Genomic DNA, 15,214 nt, shown 5'->3' with positions numbered 1-15,214 from the left:
TGGAAGCAGATGAAATATTATTGGCGAGATTTTCAAGTCATGACAGCTGATAAAATAGAGCAATGGGTGGAGAGAGTATCAAACCAATTCGGAAAAGAATACATGTTTACTTTTTAATGACAGCTTATGTGGTTGATTCCATTAATAGTCCTTGGATTTTTTTTATTCACTGGTATTAAAATTCATCAGAAGAATATTAGTAAAATATCTAGATATTAACAGCCTAAAAATATTATCTAGCCCTATGCAAAGATATGCATAGGGTTATTACTTATTTAGAAATTAACGTAGTATCATTTTTTTTGGGAGTTTCAAAAGAGATTTTTTCAAAAATTATTAAACTAAAGATTAAGACTCCGATTAAGCCAATTAGTCCCATAATTAAGAAAGTTGCTCTAAATATCAAGCCATAAGTCAAAATTTTACTTAAATATTTTTTTCCCATATTAGCTCTAATAAGATTACTTTCTTCATTACAAAATATTCCAATATCAATTGAAGAATTTCTTTCTAATCTTTTAAAGACTTCTTCAGATTGTTTGATTAAAAAAGATGTTCTTTGATCTAGCTTCCAGAAAACAAATGCCGTAATACTTAAGAAAATGGATAAAAATATTCCTATGTAAGCAAAGGTACTTGAGGACTGAATGGAAACACCTATAGCGGTTCCTAATCCAGCAATGATAAAAAGAAAATAATTGAACATTGTTATTCTTTGGTTGGAATGTAATTCAAAGTACTTCCAGGCATGTTCAACAGCTTGTTCAGAATTAATCCTATTTGTCATATTAATATTACCCAATTGAAAATTATATGAATTATATAATTTATTCAATTGAATAAACTAATCTAAATAATTCTGCTTGATACTTTGCATCGTGCAAAGCATTATGATCTCCTTGTAAAGTAGGATGTACATATTTATCTATTGAACTTGACTTTGTATCGTACCAGCTACATTTTGTGGCTCCCATAAAAAGAGCTTTGATATCTATAGCTGATATACCAAAAGGATTTCTATTTAAATATTTTAGAAAATAAAAATTTATAAAAGACCAATCGAAAGGCGCATTAAGTCCTACAAATATAGGTCTAGAGTCCTCTGGTAAATACTTGAGTATCCAACTTTCAAATTGAGACATTGCTTCTATGGGGGGAATACCTTTCTTTCGTGCTTGGTCTAAAGTTATTCCTGACACTTTTAAAGCTTCTTCAATTGCTTGATCACTGATTGGTTGGAGCATTATTGTAAATTCTATATCAGGGTTATATACGAAACATGCTCCTATAGTCAGCATACTGTGTTCACCTACTATAGGACCTGCTGTTTCAATGTCTACAGAAATATAAACCTCTTTTTTATACATTCTTATGCTCCTTCCAATTAGAATTATGTTATCCAGCCATTATAGGTGAAGGCTTTAGCTTACTAAGAGCCTGATGGAAGTGTGAGATTTTTAATTCTGAATCAGGAAAAGCTAAAGAAACTGCCGTTGGATATAACCGTGTACGAATATCTGAATAAGTCCAACCTGGTTCTGCTCCGTGAGGAGCAGTTGCACTTACTAATTCGGCAATTTCATCTTCCGAAAAATCGATGTCAGACAAATCTTTAGTAAAAAGCTCATGTCGTTCTTCATTAGATGGGCGAACAAACTCTTCTACAATGGAAGCTCTACGCAAAACAGCTGCATCTAAAGCAGCTAATCGATTAGTACATAAAATTGCAAAGATACGGCCACCATGTTTTCTTAAATCATCTATTGCTTGAATTAAAGTATTCACACCAACTTTATCTTCATGATGACTATTTTCTTGACTTCGAGATGCTCCAAGCGAATCACCTTCATCAATAATAAGAAAAGCTCGACCATTTCCATGTCCAATAGACCGAGTGATTTCATCGAATGCTTGTGCAATGAGAGTACCCATTTCACCAACTTTACCAGTTCCTCTGACTTTATTACTAAGCTTAAATAGCAAAGCATCTTCTATTTTCGCATCACGAGCTAATCTATTAACAATTGCTTCAGCATTTGCAGTTTTTCCAGTACCTACATCACCATGAAAAATAGCTAAAGGATATTGATCGACAAGAAGATCAATAACCGCTAGTTTTTTCCCATGTTTTTGTTTACTCCATTGTTCTAACTCATCAGCCTGAAGCAAAAGTTGTACTTGTTTCTTAATACGGGAATATCTAGATTCAAAACCGAGTAATTTGTCAGCTAAATCATCAAATTGTTTAATTGGTAAATCTGTCTTAACTTCAAAAACTGTTGATTTACTCATGAGTAGTCGCTCCTATTAGCTCCATAACCATTACTGCTATAACCTCGCTCCCCTGATGCAGAAAGGCTACTGTGAGTGGTACTTTCTGTTGTTGAGACCCAAGTTATTTCCAATGGTAATTTGGAAGCTTTTTCTGATTCATTACGATATTTATCGGTATGTGACAATATAATTCTAATTCGTCCATCTGGTGTGTGGGGCCACATTACTCCGCCAGGTCTTTCAGTACCAGATGCACCTTCAGTTTGAAATATGTACTTAATAGCTCTAACTTCTGAACCATAGGAAGATATCAAAGTTACATCAACTTTAGATAAATATTCATTTTTTGCTAATAGTTCAATATCATGGGCATATTCTTTCGCTTTATCTTCAGTCATCGCTCTTGTGCTACTAGCGATCATAATTAAATCTGCTTTAATACTACGTACAACTTTTTCAACATCAGCTACAGTGTAAGTACTCGAATAAGTACTTGAGTATGATGAACTCATGCTTTAATCCTTAATTTTAAATTTATTACCGAATATTTCTTTCCAAATGTCGTTATCATCTTCTACTGATGCATAATTTGCAGTTTCCCAAGCTTGTAAGGCTATTTTGACGATTTGTTCTTTCTCTTCTATAGTTATTCGAGACGCTACATTATTTTCATGGTTAGCAGGATCAATAATTACAACAGGATCTGAAAAATATTTCTGCACCTTAGCCGAGTTCTCAGGGAAATCAATACGCTCATTTAATTCACTTTGAGCTATAAATCCTAAAAATTCTCTAAAACGTTGTTCAATATTTTGTGTTGGTCCATCACGATCTTGTAAATAAGCTAGTATCAACTCTAGATGAAAAGATTTAAGGCCCGGAGGGCACGCAAAATTTTTCCATCGTTTTGCCATACGCACTAAAGTGCGGTAATGCTTATCTGAATTTTTTCTATCACGAATAAATTGAATATGACAAGGAGCACAAGTTAGGTTTTTTTCTTTAGTTTTTAGATCATATTGCCAACCATGGTTTGGTTCTTGGGCATCTTGAATTACAGGAACTACATCTACACTCAGCCCACTTTTGACAAAAGTTACTGTAGCTGCTCTCCGTTGAATCTCAAAATCTTCAACAGCTTTAGTTGGATAAATTTTTGTGAGTAACGTGTAAATTAAGTCATTAAGATTGTCTAATGTCGAATCATCTACATTTTTATTACTGATATAAAATACAATATCTACATCGATAGGATCATCTACAGTTTTCTTCAAAATTGTATACTTTGCAAAAGAACCGGCTTTAACTACTTTTGCTATTTTTAAGTCAGAGTTTGAAGTGATATGTTTGCGTAACTCTGTTATTAAATTATCCACTTGTGCATGATATTCTGTACGTTTTTCTGAAGGTAAACGAAGTACATTACCATCATAATATTGAAGATCTGAATTTGTAAGTGACATTCTGATGTGTTTCCCCAAGTTAGTTATTAAGTGTTAAGCCATGAGTAATATAATCTGCTGTTACTGCAGCAGCTGCTTTTGCGGCTAAGTCATGAAAGCGATTGTCTTTTGTGGAATCACCAAAGTCACTAATTCCTCTAATCATTAACACGGGTTTTTTATGTAAAGCACAAGCCGCAAATACTCCTGCACCCTCCATTTCAGCAACTTCAATTTTTCCATTAAGTTCTTTTAAGGCTTTAAATTTTTCAGGATCTCGAAGAAGCTTCTCACCACTTCCAATAGTGACTGTTTTAGGCATAACACTTTTAGTTACTGGGCCAATTTCAATACTATCTGGAAGTATGATTTCTAAGGCTTCATAGCTCTTTATTAAGCGACTTTCTAAAGAACTTTTGTTAGATAAATATGTGCTAACATCCTGTCTAACTTTAAGATCTAACACTGTGCTTTTAGGCCGGTGTTCTGTAGCGCCACCTTCAATGAGAGCTGCTCCTTCGTATGCAACGACTTGTTCAGATAAAACAACTTCGCCTAAAGCACATTTTTCGCGCATTCCCGCAGCAATACCTAACATGATTACATTTTTAGGTTGTAATTCAATTAGTAATGTGGTGGTGATTGAAGAAGCATCTACATTTCCAGCGCTAGAAAAACATGCTATTGCGCAATTAGCCCGTATACCATCATTGCGAATTATTTCTGTTTTCCATACATGGAGACCCGTACTTGTAACTATAGGCTGTACACCTTCATTAATATTTAATGCTTGCCTTGCAGCTGATAATTCAATTGGTAAAGCTGTCAAGACTAATACATCTGGCGGAAGAGCTGCGTGTCTAGCTTGTTCCTCTTTATAAAAGATCGTAATAATTCTCTTTGCAATTTGAGAAAATTCTAATACAGGTTCTTCTAAAGAGAGTGCTGAAATACTTTTTACCACAGTAGAACCGGTATTTTGCAAATAAGTTTGAGGAGTGTCTCTAAATTTTTTTAGCAATCCTAATGCACCATTTCCATCTTCTTTATTTGATCCGATTTGTAGATCTAAAGGCAAAATAGGCAACCCTTTTTTTACCATTTTGTGAGCTCTATCTAATACTCCTTTACCACCACCTAGTGCAATCATTGCTGTAGCATGCTCAATTTGTTCTTCACCTACATTGCTACCTGTTAAGATTTCGTCATCAATACAAATATGTTCAGCAACCCCACGAGCAATCATGCTATTTAAAAGCCGTCGCTGTTCGGAATTGGTTTTGCATTGCAACCGATCATTTGATGCAACAATCTTAAGAAAGATTTTGTTTTCTATCCCTTGAGTTAGTTCGTTTATTTTTCTAGCAATAGTCCAATCAAAAACTAAAGATTTTTGAGTTTGATTTACAGGCTCTGCTGAAAAATAACCGATAAAGCTGCCTCCAGCATTAATAACTTCTGTTACAAGAGCTTCAACAAATGAATGAGCCTTATCGATCTGGTCATCATTTGTAGTAAGAGAAATGCTACCTGCAAGGAGAATACAACTATTTGAAAGAGAAACTGGATTACTCATTCTCCCCTTACCCCCTAAAAAATATAATAATTTTTAATAGATGAAGGTTACATTAACTATTGCAAGTGTTCTTTGAAAATTTATTTAGCTTTGTAATTTTAGTATGCAAGTAGTTTAATTGTTCACTCCTCCAGGTATCACTGCAAATATGGCTGTACAGTGGTAAGAACCCTACAAACGCGATTGAATGAGATAAAGTAATATACTGTAGTACCAGCTGTTAAAAGGAAAAACCACCAAAACACCTAGATTACTAATTGTTACTGAAGGAATATCCATAATTTTGGAAAAAGTTGTCTAGATAGAAGAAGAACTCCTAATAAAGTCGCAATTATTGCACGAGCATGCTGAGAAAGGCGGCACTCAAATCTACAGTTGCTATGTGAGTTGTGAGTTATGACCCGGCAAATATGATAACTCCAATAAAATCATTAATCTAAACATTTGCTGAATCTTCATTAAATTACTAACCACTGAATTAGATGGATGAAATGGTAAATATATAGTTGTGAAGGGCTTTGTTGCACAAACCTATCTGTAAAGGCTTTTTCAGCGATATAATTTTCAAATGAAGAAGCCTACACACAAAATCTACTGCACAACCAATTGGCCCGCATATAACCGAGCACTCATGAGTCGCGGAAATATTGTCATTTGGTTTGATCCTGCTACGCAATGGTATGCTCCATCAAAAGGCAAACAAGGGCGAAATCAAACCTACTCCGACGCAGCTATCCAATGCTGCTTAATGATTAAATCCTTATTCCGTCTATCTTTACGTATGGTCACTGGCTTTGTGCAAAGTCTGATTGAACTTTGCGGATTAAATTGGACCGCACCAGATTACAGTACGCTTTGTAGAAGACAAAAGCATATTGATATTGCAATCAGCTACCAAAAAAGTAGCGATGGGCTGCATCTACTCGTAGACTCTACAGGCATGAAGTTTCTAGGTGAGGGCGAATGGAAACGCAAGAAACATGGAGCTGAATATCGTCGCCAATGGCGTAAACTACATATTGGTATAGATGCCAAAACCCTACAAATACGCGCTATTCAGCTCACAACCAATAATGTCAGTGATTCACAGGTGCTTGGTGATTTACTTAATCAGATTCCACAAGATGAGCAGATTGACTCTGTTTATACCGATGGAGCTTATGACACCAAGCAATGCCGTCAGGTCATTGCAGATCGGCAAGCACATGCGGTGATTCCACCTAGAAAAAATGCGAAACCATGGAAAGATACAAAGATCAGCTCGCTAGAGCGAAATGAATTACTTCGAACAGTTAAACGTTTAGGCAGGACATTATGGAAAAAATGGTCAGGCTATCATCGCCGCAGTTTGGTGGAAACCAAGATGCATTGCATCAAATTATTAGGCGATAAATTAATGGCAAGAAGCTTTCCTAGTCAGGTGAATGAAATTCATGCACGTGTAGCAGTCCTCAACAGATTTACGGAATTAGGTCGACCACTTACCCAAGTTACGCCTTAAATTTGGCTCAATTAGGGGCGCTTTGCATTTCAAATCTTTGTGCAACAAAGCCGATGGAAAGTATCTACACGGATGAATACAGATATGGTGCTCGATGCACTTGAGCAAGCATTGCACGATCGAGGCATGCCAAAGAATGTGATTCATCATTCCGATAGAGGTGTTCAATATCTTTCTATTCGCTATACCAATCGTTTAGAAGCTGCAAATTTACGAGCATCAGTCGGTACGACTGGTGATTCATACGATAATGCTTTGGCTGAAACAGTGAATGGCTTATACAAAACAGAGGTGATTGAGTATTTAAAAGCAGATTGGAAAGGTTTAGCGGATGTACAACTTGCGACACTCAACTGGGTAGATTGGTTCAATAAAGAGCGTGTACACAGTGCATTGGGTTACAAGTCGCCTTTTGAGTTTGAAGCAATGTACTATGATAAGATTAACCCGTTAGGTCAGGTGGCCTAACTTAAATAAAAAAGTCTCCGACAAACCCGGTACGGTTCAGTCTCAATTTTCACACTTCATGCAACAGAGTCGTTTTTATCCTAAGGTCCTTACCACTTGTATTCTTTACGAACATATATCAAAAAAAGTGTAGCAAGTTGCTACACTTTTCGCTAGATCAACTCTTTACCAAAAATATCATTCAGTCTTTCACGAATACTATGGACGAATTCCGGATTACTTTTAAGTTTATGCTTCATATTTCGTTTAAAGTCATTCAACCCCATACCAATTTCAGCAAAATCCATTTGGAATAAAGTGTCATTAATGACAATATTTGCTTGAGAGTCAGTGAGGCATCCTACTTTTTTAAACCACTTCTTGAACTGCTGATAATTTTCATCATTATTAAAAATATACCAAGAACGTACATTCATATCGAATTTAGCCCCTAATTCTTTTACGGATGCATTGTCTTCAAATGGAACATCAAGATAGATTTTTTCAATCACTGCAAATTCATCCAGTGCCTTATCAGCAATCCGATGATGCAGTTTAAAATTCACACCTACAATTGGACGGCCTTTCTTAACGGTTTCATACTCTAATTGTAGATCTGTATTTTCGTTAATTTCTGCCACTATTTTGTCTAATACATAGCGTCTAAAATCTACCCAGCGATCATATTTGGTTTCATTAATATCAATCAGTGCTTTCAAGTTTTCTAAAAGTAATGGCACTTCATAACTCTTTTGATTGGCGTACTTAAATTCATTTTTAATGAAATAAGTATAGAGACTCATACTGGCAACAGAATCTAGGGCAAAAAGATGTTTTAGCTGATAGGTAGTAAAATTACCCCCAGCCAGTTGAGTGAAATACGGCAACACCTCACTGGTAAAACGAATCTGAATCGCATTTTTAGAATCATCTTCCCATCTTAACTCACGGATAATGGGAACGACAGAATGTACTTTTTTAGTCTTTCTTTTACCATTATCAGCAGGCTCCTCAATAATAAAATGAGCTACCCGGGATGAAAGCTCTTTGTAGATCCGATCTATTGCAACATTAATTGAATTACGTTTATTTAATCCTAGTAAATCTGCCAAATCATCCTTATACAAATAAATATAAGTTTGTTCGGTAATTTCACCATCTACCCTATTTTTCTCACTATAATTCGCAACCGCCATTGCATATAGAAGTGCCTTATATTCATTGGCTGATAATTCGATTGGGCGAATTAAACGGTTACTGGTACTGACAACGCCATTATGGCGAATGTTGCCTATACAGTAAGGAATATAATTCGATTCTTCTTGCAATGGTTCAGATTCTGTCATAACCGTGATATTTATAATTTAACTTAGTTTTTATATACAAAAGTGGAAAAACTTTCAAGACTTTCACCACAAGATTCTAAAAGTGGAAAGTTTGTCATCAAAAAGAAGCATTTTAGCCGGTTTTCTGCATTTAAAGTGGAATTAATTATAATCTTTCCACCCTATGATGACAGACCTTCCACCTTTAGTCTCGAAATTACAGTTCAGAAGGCCTATTTTTACTTTTTTCATTCAGATCTAGTTAGGTTAAGTCAGATAAAAACCCTGATGTGACAAGGCTTCCACCTTTTTGTTAGATTTAAAAGGTATAACTGCACATATAATCATCAGGAAATATCCAATAAAAAAAGATTATCCACAGGTTAAGAAGATACAGTGACAATCTTTCCACCTTTAAAGCTTAGTTATGAGACTTTATTAACAGCTTAAATATTTGTTTTTGCAATTATTTTTAAATAAAAATAGCAGATATAAAAATAGCAGTGACAAACTTTCCACCCTAGTGACAGACCTTCCACTTTAGAGTGACAAACCTTCCACTTTAGAGTGACAGACCTTCCACTTTAGAGTGACAAACCTTCCACTTTAGAGTGACAAACCTTCCACTTTAGAGTGACAAACCTTCCACTTTTAAATCTATAAGCATTTGTTTTATATAATAAAAATATGATCCTAATTATTAATTAGCTAAATAACTAATTATTCTAATTTTTAATTAAGCTAGCTTAGTTAAAAATTTATTTTTTAAACTGTTTTACAGCTGAATAAATAGGATTTATAAATTTAAAAACTATAGTAAGATGAATGAAAGTTATTTATATTACTAAACATTCAAATAAGGAAGCATCTGACACGCATGTCTGCAAAAATTATTACTGTTGCTAACCATAAAGGCGGATGTGGCAAAACAACGACTGTTGTACACCTAGCCTCAGAACTTGCCAATCTGGGCAACAAAGTTTTAGTCATTGATTTAGATCCTCAAGCAAACGCAAGTTTACACATTGGGATCCAACATCCAAGCGAAATTGCTGTCACTACAGCAGAATTACTAGTGGGCGATATTTCGTTGTTGGCAGATGCATTACAAGAAGAAACGAACTTTGAAAAAGTATCATTAATTTATGGTTCCTTGAATTTAGGAAAAACTGAAGATCAACTAAAAGAAGAAGCTCCCCGTCCTTCAGAAGAGTTAAATATCAAGTTAAAACTATTAAAAGATCTATATGATTTTATATTGATTGACTGCCCACCTAGCCTTAAATTATTAACCAGCAATGCCCTGGCATCCTCAACACATGTCATTATCCCTATCGAATCAGGATCACAATATGGATTATATGGGGTAACAGATCTTTTAAATCATCTTGAAAAGATCAAACGTATTAATCCAGATTTAGAGCTTTTAGGCGCTTTACTAATTAAGCATGATGAACGTCAGAATGTCTGTAAGCTGATTCGGGATGAAGCCTTGAAACAAGTGGGTAAAATTTTAGAAACCACAATTCCTCAAAGTACTAAAGTCAATCAAGCAGCCATTCTGCAACAACCACTTTTGAAAGTAGAAAAAAATTCAAAAGTACGTAAGGCTTTTGAAAGCCTTGCCAATGAAATTGTATTGAAAATTTAAACCTGAGAGCATTATGGCAAGCACCAAAGAGCTTTTAGCTCAGAAACTGAAACAGAATACAGAAAAACATCAGCAAGCACAGAAAGACAATATTAAAGAGCTGAAAGAGTTTAGACGTAATGTCCCTATTGAGGATATCAGCCGAAGTCTAAACCAGCCGCGTAAAATATTTGAAGAATCACAGTTAAAAGAACTGGCGGATTCTATTAATGAAATCGGCCTTTTGCAGCCCATTACAGTGCGTAAACTGGATAATCTGAAATATGAACTGATTGCAGGCGAGCGACGCTTACGGGCACATCAGTTACTCGGAAAGTCTGTGATTGAAGCCATTATCATTGATGCAAATAATGTAGAAGCATCTTTGTTAACCCTGGCCGAGAATTTAAAGCGTCAGGATCTGACAGATTATGAGATTTTTATTGGCCTGAACTCACTTGATGAGAAATTAAAGAAAAACAAGCAACGTTTAGCCAATTCACTGGGTTTAAATCGCGAAGATATGTACAAGTATTTAGCATACGAAAAACTGCCGCAAGCAATTTTAAATGACCTTGATGTGGAACCAGGCTTGCTAGGCCGTACTGCTGCAACTGCATTCAAAAAATTTCTATCGGATCATCTTGAACAACTCTCTGAAGCCGAAGTGGCCTTACTCGGAGCTTGGGAAAAATTAAAAGACAAAAAACTCGAGCAAAGCAAAGTTACTACTTATGCTGAAAAACTATTGAGTCAGAATCCAGAAAAACTGACCACAACATCCGTGGTCAGAAAAATTGAATATGCCGGTAAGATTGCGGGGAATATCAAACTGAATCAAAAACAGCTTAAGGTTTCTCTGAATATCTCGGAAATTGACGAAGCCAGTCTCTTACAATTAGAAGATTTCTTAAAACAGCTGATTCAAAAAAGCGAAAAAGTGTAGCAAGTTGCTACACTTTCTTAGCACCCTGAAACTAATTACATCCTCATGCATTATTGAATTTTATTTTCTTAAGTATGCTTCTTTACATTTGGTCTTTGAGAGTACTGTTACTTCGGACTGAGATTAAATTCTGCCTTTCTTCTTGTGGAGTAGTTTTATATTTATCCGGAAATATTATATATGTCCATATAAGCACTCCCAGTTTTCAGGTTTTGTATCAAAATAATCAATTCTTATCAGATTTTTCGATAGGGAAGTATATATGCTGGTGGAACATAAATAATTTGGTGGTGTTTCAAAAGGTATGCTGCCGTTAAAAAAATACGTTATTAAGGTAAAAGAAAGTAAGCATCCAGCTAACACAGCCTTACCAAGCGATCCTATAAGCCTTAATTTAGTTCCCACCTAAAAACAAGTGGGGACTTAATCTATGAACATGGATATATATTCAGCAACACCTCCTGTTGCTAAAAAACGCAGAACATACAGCAAAGAATTCAAATTCAGTATTGTCAATGCCTGCAAAAATCCTAATACCTCGATCGCTTCGGTCGCACTGCAACATAGTATTAATGCCAACCTTGTCAGTCGTTGGATCAGGATCTTCAGCCATCATGATGGTGCCGTGCAGGATCCTACTCATGTGAATCCAGCATTTATTGCTTTGCCTTACACTGCTGCAATCAGCCAACCTATTGATGAGAGGATCACGTTGTGTATCACCGTGCCTCATACGAATAATGATATTCAGCTAAAATGGCAGACATCAGAAATACCTGCCTTGGCAGAATTACTCAAGGCACTGGCAACATGATCCGTATCAATGAAATTTGGCTCTCTACCCAGCCCATGGATATGCGAGCAGGAATGGATACTGTCATGGCTCAGGTGGTGAGAGCCTTTGGCTACATCAAACCGCATTGCGCCTACCTGTTCTGTAATAAACGTGGTCATCGTATGAAAGTGTTGGTACATGATGGACTGGGCATCTGGCTGTGTGCCCGGCGTTTGGAACAGGGTAAATTTCACTGGGCTCAAGTTCACCAAGGTGAAACCGTGGCCCTCAGCCCGGAACAGTTACAGGCATTAATCCAAGGTTTGCCCTGGCAGAGAATTGGATTGCAGCAAGTGGTGAATATGCTCTAAACCAAGCTCGACCATTCTGCCATCCTCCAAACGTTCTATTTCATTCTCTTCATGACCTCAGGCATACTGCGGTCATGAATACGCTGCCTGACTTAAGCCAACTGACCCATGAACAACTGCTGGAATTTACCCGGCAGTTGGCGATGCAGCATCAGTCTCTAGCACAATCAAACCAGCAATTAGATTCTAAAGTTCAACATCTTTCTATTCTCAATCAAAAATACGAGCATGAACTGGCGCTGTTTAAAAAGCACAAATTCGCCCAAAAGAATGAACACTTAACGGCAAAACAAATCCATCTGTGGGATGAAGCGGTTGAAGAAGATATTGCCGCGGTTGATCTAGAACTGGAACGGCTAAATGCAGATAAAACCAATGCAGCGACACACAAAGCAACAGTCAACAAACCTAAACGTCGACCACTGCCAGATCATCTACACACCATCCGTATTGAGCATGAACCTGCATCAACCCAATGTGCTTGTGGCTGCCAACTCCGTCGTATCGGCGAAGATGTCAGTGAAAAACTGCATTTCAGACCGGCACAGTTCTATAAGGAACAGCATGTGCGTGGTAAATGGGTCTGTGATCAGTGTGACACTCTGACTCAGCAAGCGATGCCCGCCTATGTGATTGATAAAGGCATTGCTTCACCTGAATTGCTCAGCCATGTGCTGGTATCGAAGTATGCCGATCATTTGCCGCTGTACCGTCAACGTCTGATCTATCAGCGGGCGGGAATCGAACTTTCTAGATCAACTTTATCTCTTGCGAAGCAGTGCTTCTCAGATAGGTCGCTGCGGTGTAGAACTGGAACCTCTGGCCAATGCCTTAAAAGAGGTGGTACTACAACAGCAGGTGCTGCATGCAGATGAAACACCGGTCACCATCATGCGGATGGGTGAGAATAATAAAAAACCGAAGAAAGGTTATGTCTGGGCCTATGCCACTACACAGTACAATCCAGTTCAGGCGGTGATCTATGACTTTCAGGATAGTCGTTCAGGCCAGCATGCTGAAGAGTTCTTGAAAGGCTGGCAGGGCTATCTAGTCTGTGATGATTACAGTGGTTATAAAGCACGCTTTAAATCAGGCGATGTCATTGAGGTGGGCTGCATGGCGCATGCACGTCGTAAATTCCATGAACTGCATGTAACTGGGAAAAGTCAGGTCGCTGAACAGGCATTAGTGCTGATTCAGAAACTGTATGCGATAGAAGCAGAGCTCAGGAAAAAGACCGATGGTACAGCGGAAGACCGCCGCGAATACCGACAACAGCATAGTCAACCAGTGATGCAACAACTATATGAATGGCTCAACCAACATCATCTGACGGTGCCATCGAGTTCTCCCACCGCCAAGGCCATCAATTACACTCTGAAGCGTTGGCCAGCTTTAAGCCGCTATTTGGATGATGGCAATCTACCGATTTGCAATAATTGGGTAGAGGTGCGACACGAAGTCGCTTAATGAAGTTGTTCCCCCTGCGGGAACCACCCGTGTCACCGGGTGAATCTAGAAGGCTGAATAAAGAGCGCCTTCGACAATGTAACGAGGCACCGCAAGGTGCGGGGTATCAATCGTGAGAGGCGTACTCTTCTGGCAGCCATAGCCGGACAAGGGCTAGATAATCGGTATGGTGAACACATGTGAATCTGCGCAACGATCGTTAAATTGAACGAGCGGAAATGGCTAATACGCTCGAACCAAAACGGTAATGGAGGTGGGAATCGCGTCTTTCTACTACGCATTCGTGACCCATACGCCTCCCGGTCGATAGCAGGCACCTAAGCCGATGTACTTCAGTAAGCGGAACGTGGAAATCCCGTATTACCCCCATTGGGAAAGCAGTTTGCAAAAACTGCCCATGGTGATGCGGGCGAAGGAACGAGGAAAAAGCGAATGCCAGTCTGTAATGGGTTGGATAGAGGTTGAAACATTACCTCACGCGAAAGCGGGCTGACGTCCTTATGGTCTCTCATCACAAGAGAGTGTGTAGAACCCTTTTAATGGAGGGAGAGCAAATGAACGCAGCAGTATCAGCGTGTGCGCCTTCCAGCACATCGTGGGACAGCATCGATTGGATTGCTGTACAGCGTCATGTCAGAGGGCTGCAAGCGCGTATTGTGAAGGCGGTACAAGACGGCAGGTATAACAAGGCGAAAGCTTTGCAATGGCTGCTGACTCACTCGTTTAGTGGCAAAGCATTGGCCGTAAAACGAGTGTCTGAAAACAAAGGCAAAAACACGGCTGGGGTCGACAAGGTGACTTGGAATACACCCAAGGCCAAGACCGGTGCGATGATGTCGTTGAAGAGGCGAGGTTACACGCCCCTTCCGCTTCGGAGAGTCCTTATTCCGAAGAAAAATGGCAAGATGAGACCTCTCGGGATACCCACGATGAAATGCCGGGCCATGCAGGCGCTCCATCTGCTGGCTTTGGAACCCATCGCGGAGACCACTGCTGATCGGAACTCTTATGGATTCAGGGCTTTGTTGCACAAAGATTTCATAACTATATGATTTTAAAAGTTTTGATTGTTTTTTGATCCAAAATTAAATTTATTTAAATCAGATGCTTACATATTTATGCAACAAAGCCCTTCGTAGCCTGCTTTTTCTACGGCTTTAATTAAAGTAGCGCGATCAAGTGGTTGATGCGCATAAATGACTGCTTTTTCGGTAGCCAGATTTACATGAGCCGATTCAACACCCTCAACAGATTTTAAAGCTTTTTCCACACGGCCTACACAAGAAGCACATGTCATCCCCTCAATCTCTAATGTTTCACTGTAGTGTGGCGTATCAGTCATTTCGGTACTCATATACGATCTCTATCATTTAGATATGCTGAGTTCTATATGCGAAGATCAGCTCGAACCAAGATTAGGTGGAATTCAGGGATTACTTTTATTTCAAGCAAGTACA

Annotated in this window: 12 protein-coding genes and 5 pseudogenes; 9 read left to right on the top strand and 8 right to left on the bottom strand. The window is 38.1% G+C overall.

The genetic code is table 11. The annotated features are described in order from the left end of the window. Nucleotides 1-117: pseudogene (locus FTU64_RS14740) on the top strand (transposase); the annotation flags it as partial. 154 nt (nucleotides 118-271) lie between these two features. On the opposite strand, the gene FTU64_RS14735 reads toward FTU64_RS14740, so the two are convergent. The 6 genes from FTU64_RS14735 to FTU64_RS14710 are packed head-to-tail and all read right to left on the bottom strand — an operon-like array spanning nucleotide 272 to nucleotide 5,292. Continuing rightward, nucleotides 272-787 carry a hypothetical protein gene (locus FTU64_RS14735; RefSeq protein WP_127798922.1) on the bottom strand — a complete coding sequence of 172 codons (516 nt, stop codon included), beginning with the start codon at nucleotides 785-787 and terminating at the stop codon, nucleotides 272-274. 40 nt (nucleotides 788-827) lie between these two features. Then, nucleotides 828-1,367, bottom strand: coding sequence for a 3'-5' exonuclease (locus FTU64_RS14730; protein ID WP_127798920.1), 540 nt, complete (start codon nucleotides 1,365-1,367; stop codon nucleotides 828-830). 28 nt (nucleotides 1,368-1,395) lie between these two features. Beyond that, entirely contained in the window at nucleotides 1,396-2,292 is an 897-nt protein-coding gene (locus FTU64_RS14725) for an ATP-binding protein (protein ID WP_127798918.1), read from the bottom strand. Further along, nucleotides 2,289-2,786 carry a four-carbon acid sugar kinase family protein gene (locus tag FTU64_RS14720; protein WP_151208077.1) on the bottom strand — a complete coding sequence of 166 codons (498 nt, stop codon included), beginning with the start codon at nucleotides 2,784-2,786 and terminating at the stop codon, nucleotides 2,289-2,291. The genes FTU64_RS14725 and FTU64_RS14720 overlap by 4 nt, the downstream gene beginning before the upstream one ends. 3 nt (nucleotides 2,787-2,789) lie before the next feature. Beyond that, nucleotides 2,790-3,737, bottom strand: a complete 948-nt coding sequence (locus FTU64_RS14715; protein ID WP_151208075.1) for a CBASS oligonucleotide cyclase — start codon at nucleotides 3,735-3,737, stop codon at nucleotides 2,790-2,792. Between the two features lie 19 nt (nucleotides 3,738-3,756). Further along, a complete protein-coding gene (locus tag FTU64_RS14710) occupies nucleotides 3,757-5,292 on the bottom strand; it encodes a phosphorylase (protein WP_159153817.1) in 1,536 nt (511 codons plus the stop codon). Nucleotides 5,293-5,860: 568 nt separating this feature from the next. Here FTU64_RS14710 and FTU64_RS14705 point away from each other — a divergent pair. Together FTU64_RS14705 and FTU64_RS14700 are read left to right on the top strand one after the other, a co-directional pair. After that, on the top strand, nucleotides 5,861-6,793 hold the full coding sequence (locus tag FTU64_RS14705; RefSeq protein WP_180022931.1) for an IS5-like element IS17 family transposase: 933 nt from the start codon (nucleotides 5,861-5,863) through the stop codon (nucleotides 6,791-6,793). 54 nt (nucleotides 6,794-6,847) lie between these two features. Further along, nucleotides 6,848-7,261: pseudogene (locus FTU64_RS14700) on the top strand (integrase core domain-containing protein); the annotation flags it as partial. A gap of 152 nt (nucleotides 7,262-7,413) precedes the next feature. Here the strand turns inward: FTU64_RS14700 and FTU64_RS14695 are convergent. Then, entirely contained in the window at nucleotides 7,414-8,586 is a 1,173-nt protein-coding gene (locus FTU64_RS14695; protein WP_127800989.1) for a replication initiation protein, read from the bottom strand. Between the two features lie 856 nt (nucleotides 8,587-9,442). On the opposite strand from FTU64_RS14695, the gene FTU64_RS14690 reads away from it, so the two are divergent. The 6 genes and pseudogenes from FTU64_RS14690 to FTU64_RS14665 form a co-directional block, all read left to right on the top strand. Continuing rightward, on the top strand, nucleotides 9,443-10,216 hold the full coding sequence (locus FTU64_RS14690; RefSeq protein ID WP_127800991.1) for a ParA family protein: 774 nt from the start codon (nucleotides 9,443-9,445) through the stop codon (nucleotides 10,214-10,216). A gap of 13 nt (nucleotides 10,217-10,229) precedes the next feature. Beyond that, complete coding sequence (locus FTU64_RS14685) at nucleotides 10,230-11,141, top strand: ParB/RepB/Spo0J family partition protein (RefSeq protein WP_127800993.1); 912 nt, start codon at nucleotides 10,230-10,232, stop codon at nucleotides 11,139-11,141. Between the two features lie 430 nt (nucleotides 11,142-11,571). Further along, entirely contained in the window at nucleotides 11,572-11,955 is a 384-nt protein-coding gene (locus tag FTU64_RS14680) for a transposase (protein WP_179990955.1), read from the top strand. Beyond that, nucleotides 11,952-12,287, top strand: coding sequence for an IS66 family insertion sequence element accessory protein TnpB (gene tnpB, locus FTU64_RS14675; protein WP_000619347.1), 336 nt, complete (start codon nucleotides 11,952-11,954; stop codon nucleotides 12,285-12,287). The genes FTU64_RS14680 and tnpB overlap by 4 nt, the downstream gene beginning before the upstream one ends. A gap of 74 nt (nucleotides 12,288-12,361) precedes the next feature. After that, nucleotides 12,362-13,736, top strand: a pseudogene (locus FTU64_RS14670) (IS66 family transposase); the annotation flags it as partial. A 575-nt stretch (nucleotides 13,737-14,311) separates the two neighbouring features. Then, a pseudogene (locus tag FTU64_RS14665) lies at nucleotides 14,312-14,776 on the top strand (reverse transcriptase N-terminal domain-containing protein); the annotation flags it as partial. A gap of 113 nt (nucleotides 14,777-14,889) precedes the next feature. On the opposite strand, the pseudogene FTU64_RS14660 reads toward FTU64_RS14665, so the two are convergent. Then, nucleotides 14,890-15,111, bottom strand: a pseudogene (locus FTU64_RS14660) (cation transporter); the annotation flags it as partial. Nucleotides 15,112-15,214: the final 103 nt, after the last annotated feature.

Origin of the sequence: Acinetobacter sp. YH12128, assembly GCF_013418655.1 — a bacterium.
GTDB classification, from domain to species: domain Bacteria; phylum Pseudomonadota; class Gammaproteobacteria; order Pseudomonadales; family Moraxellaceae; genus Acinetobacter; species Acinetobacter amyesii.
The sequence above is the reverse complement of the archived record's forward strand: the minus strand, read 5'-3'. Positions and strand labels throughout refer to the sequence as shown.

What these genes read in the sequence shown, in the direction of transcription:
- FTU64_RS14705 (WP_180022931.1), top strand. Translation starts at nt 5,861, where the DNA reads ATGAAGAAGCCTACACACAAAATCTACTGCACAACCAATTGGCCCGCA.
- tnpB (WP_000619347.1), top strand. Translation starts at nt 11,952, where the DNA reads ATGATCCGTATCAATGAAATTTGGCTCTCTACCCAGCCCATGGATATG.
- FTU64_RS14730 (WP_127798920.1), bottom strand. Translation starts at nt 1,367, where the DNA reads ATGTATAAAAAAGAGGTTTATATTTCTGTAGACATTGAAACAGCAGGT.
- FTU64_RS14695 (WP_127800989.1), bottom strand. Translation starts at nt 8,586, where the DNA reads ATGACAGAATCTGAACCATTGCAAGAAGAATCGAATTATATTCCTTAC.
- FTU64_RS14680 (WP_179990955.1), top strand. Translation starts at nt 11,572, where the DNA reads ATGAACATGGATATATATTCAGCAACACCTCCTGTTGCTAAAAAACGC.
- FTU64_RS14710 (WP_159153817.1), bottom strand. Translation starts at nt 5,292, where the DNA reads ATGAGTAATCCAGTTTCTCTTTCAAATAGTTGTATTCTCCTTGCAGGT.
- FTU64_RS14715 (WP_151208075.1), bottom strand. Translation starts at nt 3,737, where the DNA reads ATGTCACTTACAAATTCAGATCTTCAATATTATGATGGTAATGTACTT.
- FTU64_RS14720 (WP_151208077.1), bottom strand. Translation starts at nt 2,786, where the DNA reads ATGAGTTCATCATACTCAAGTACTTATTCGAGTACTTACACTGTAGCT.
- FTU64_RS14735 (WP_127798922.1), bottom strand. Translation starts at nt 787, where the DNA reads ATGACAAATAGGATTAATTCTGAACAAGCTGTTGAACATGCCTGGAAG.
- FTU64_RS14690 (WP_127800991.1), top strand. Translation starts at nt 9,443, where the DNA reads ATGTCTGCAAAAATTATTACTGTTGCTAACCATAAAGGCGGATGTGGC.
- FTU64_RS14685 (WP_127800993.1), top strand. Translation starts at nt 10,230, where the DNA reads ATGGCAAGCACCAAAGAGCTTTTAGCTCAGAAACTGAAACAGAATACA.
- FTU64_RS14725 (WP_127798918.1), bottom strand. Translation starts at nt 2,292, where the DNA reads ATGAGTAAATCAACAGTTTTTGAAGTTAAGACAGATTTACCAATTAAA.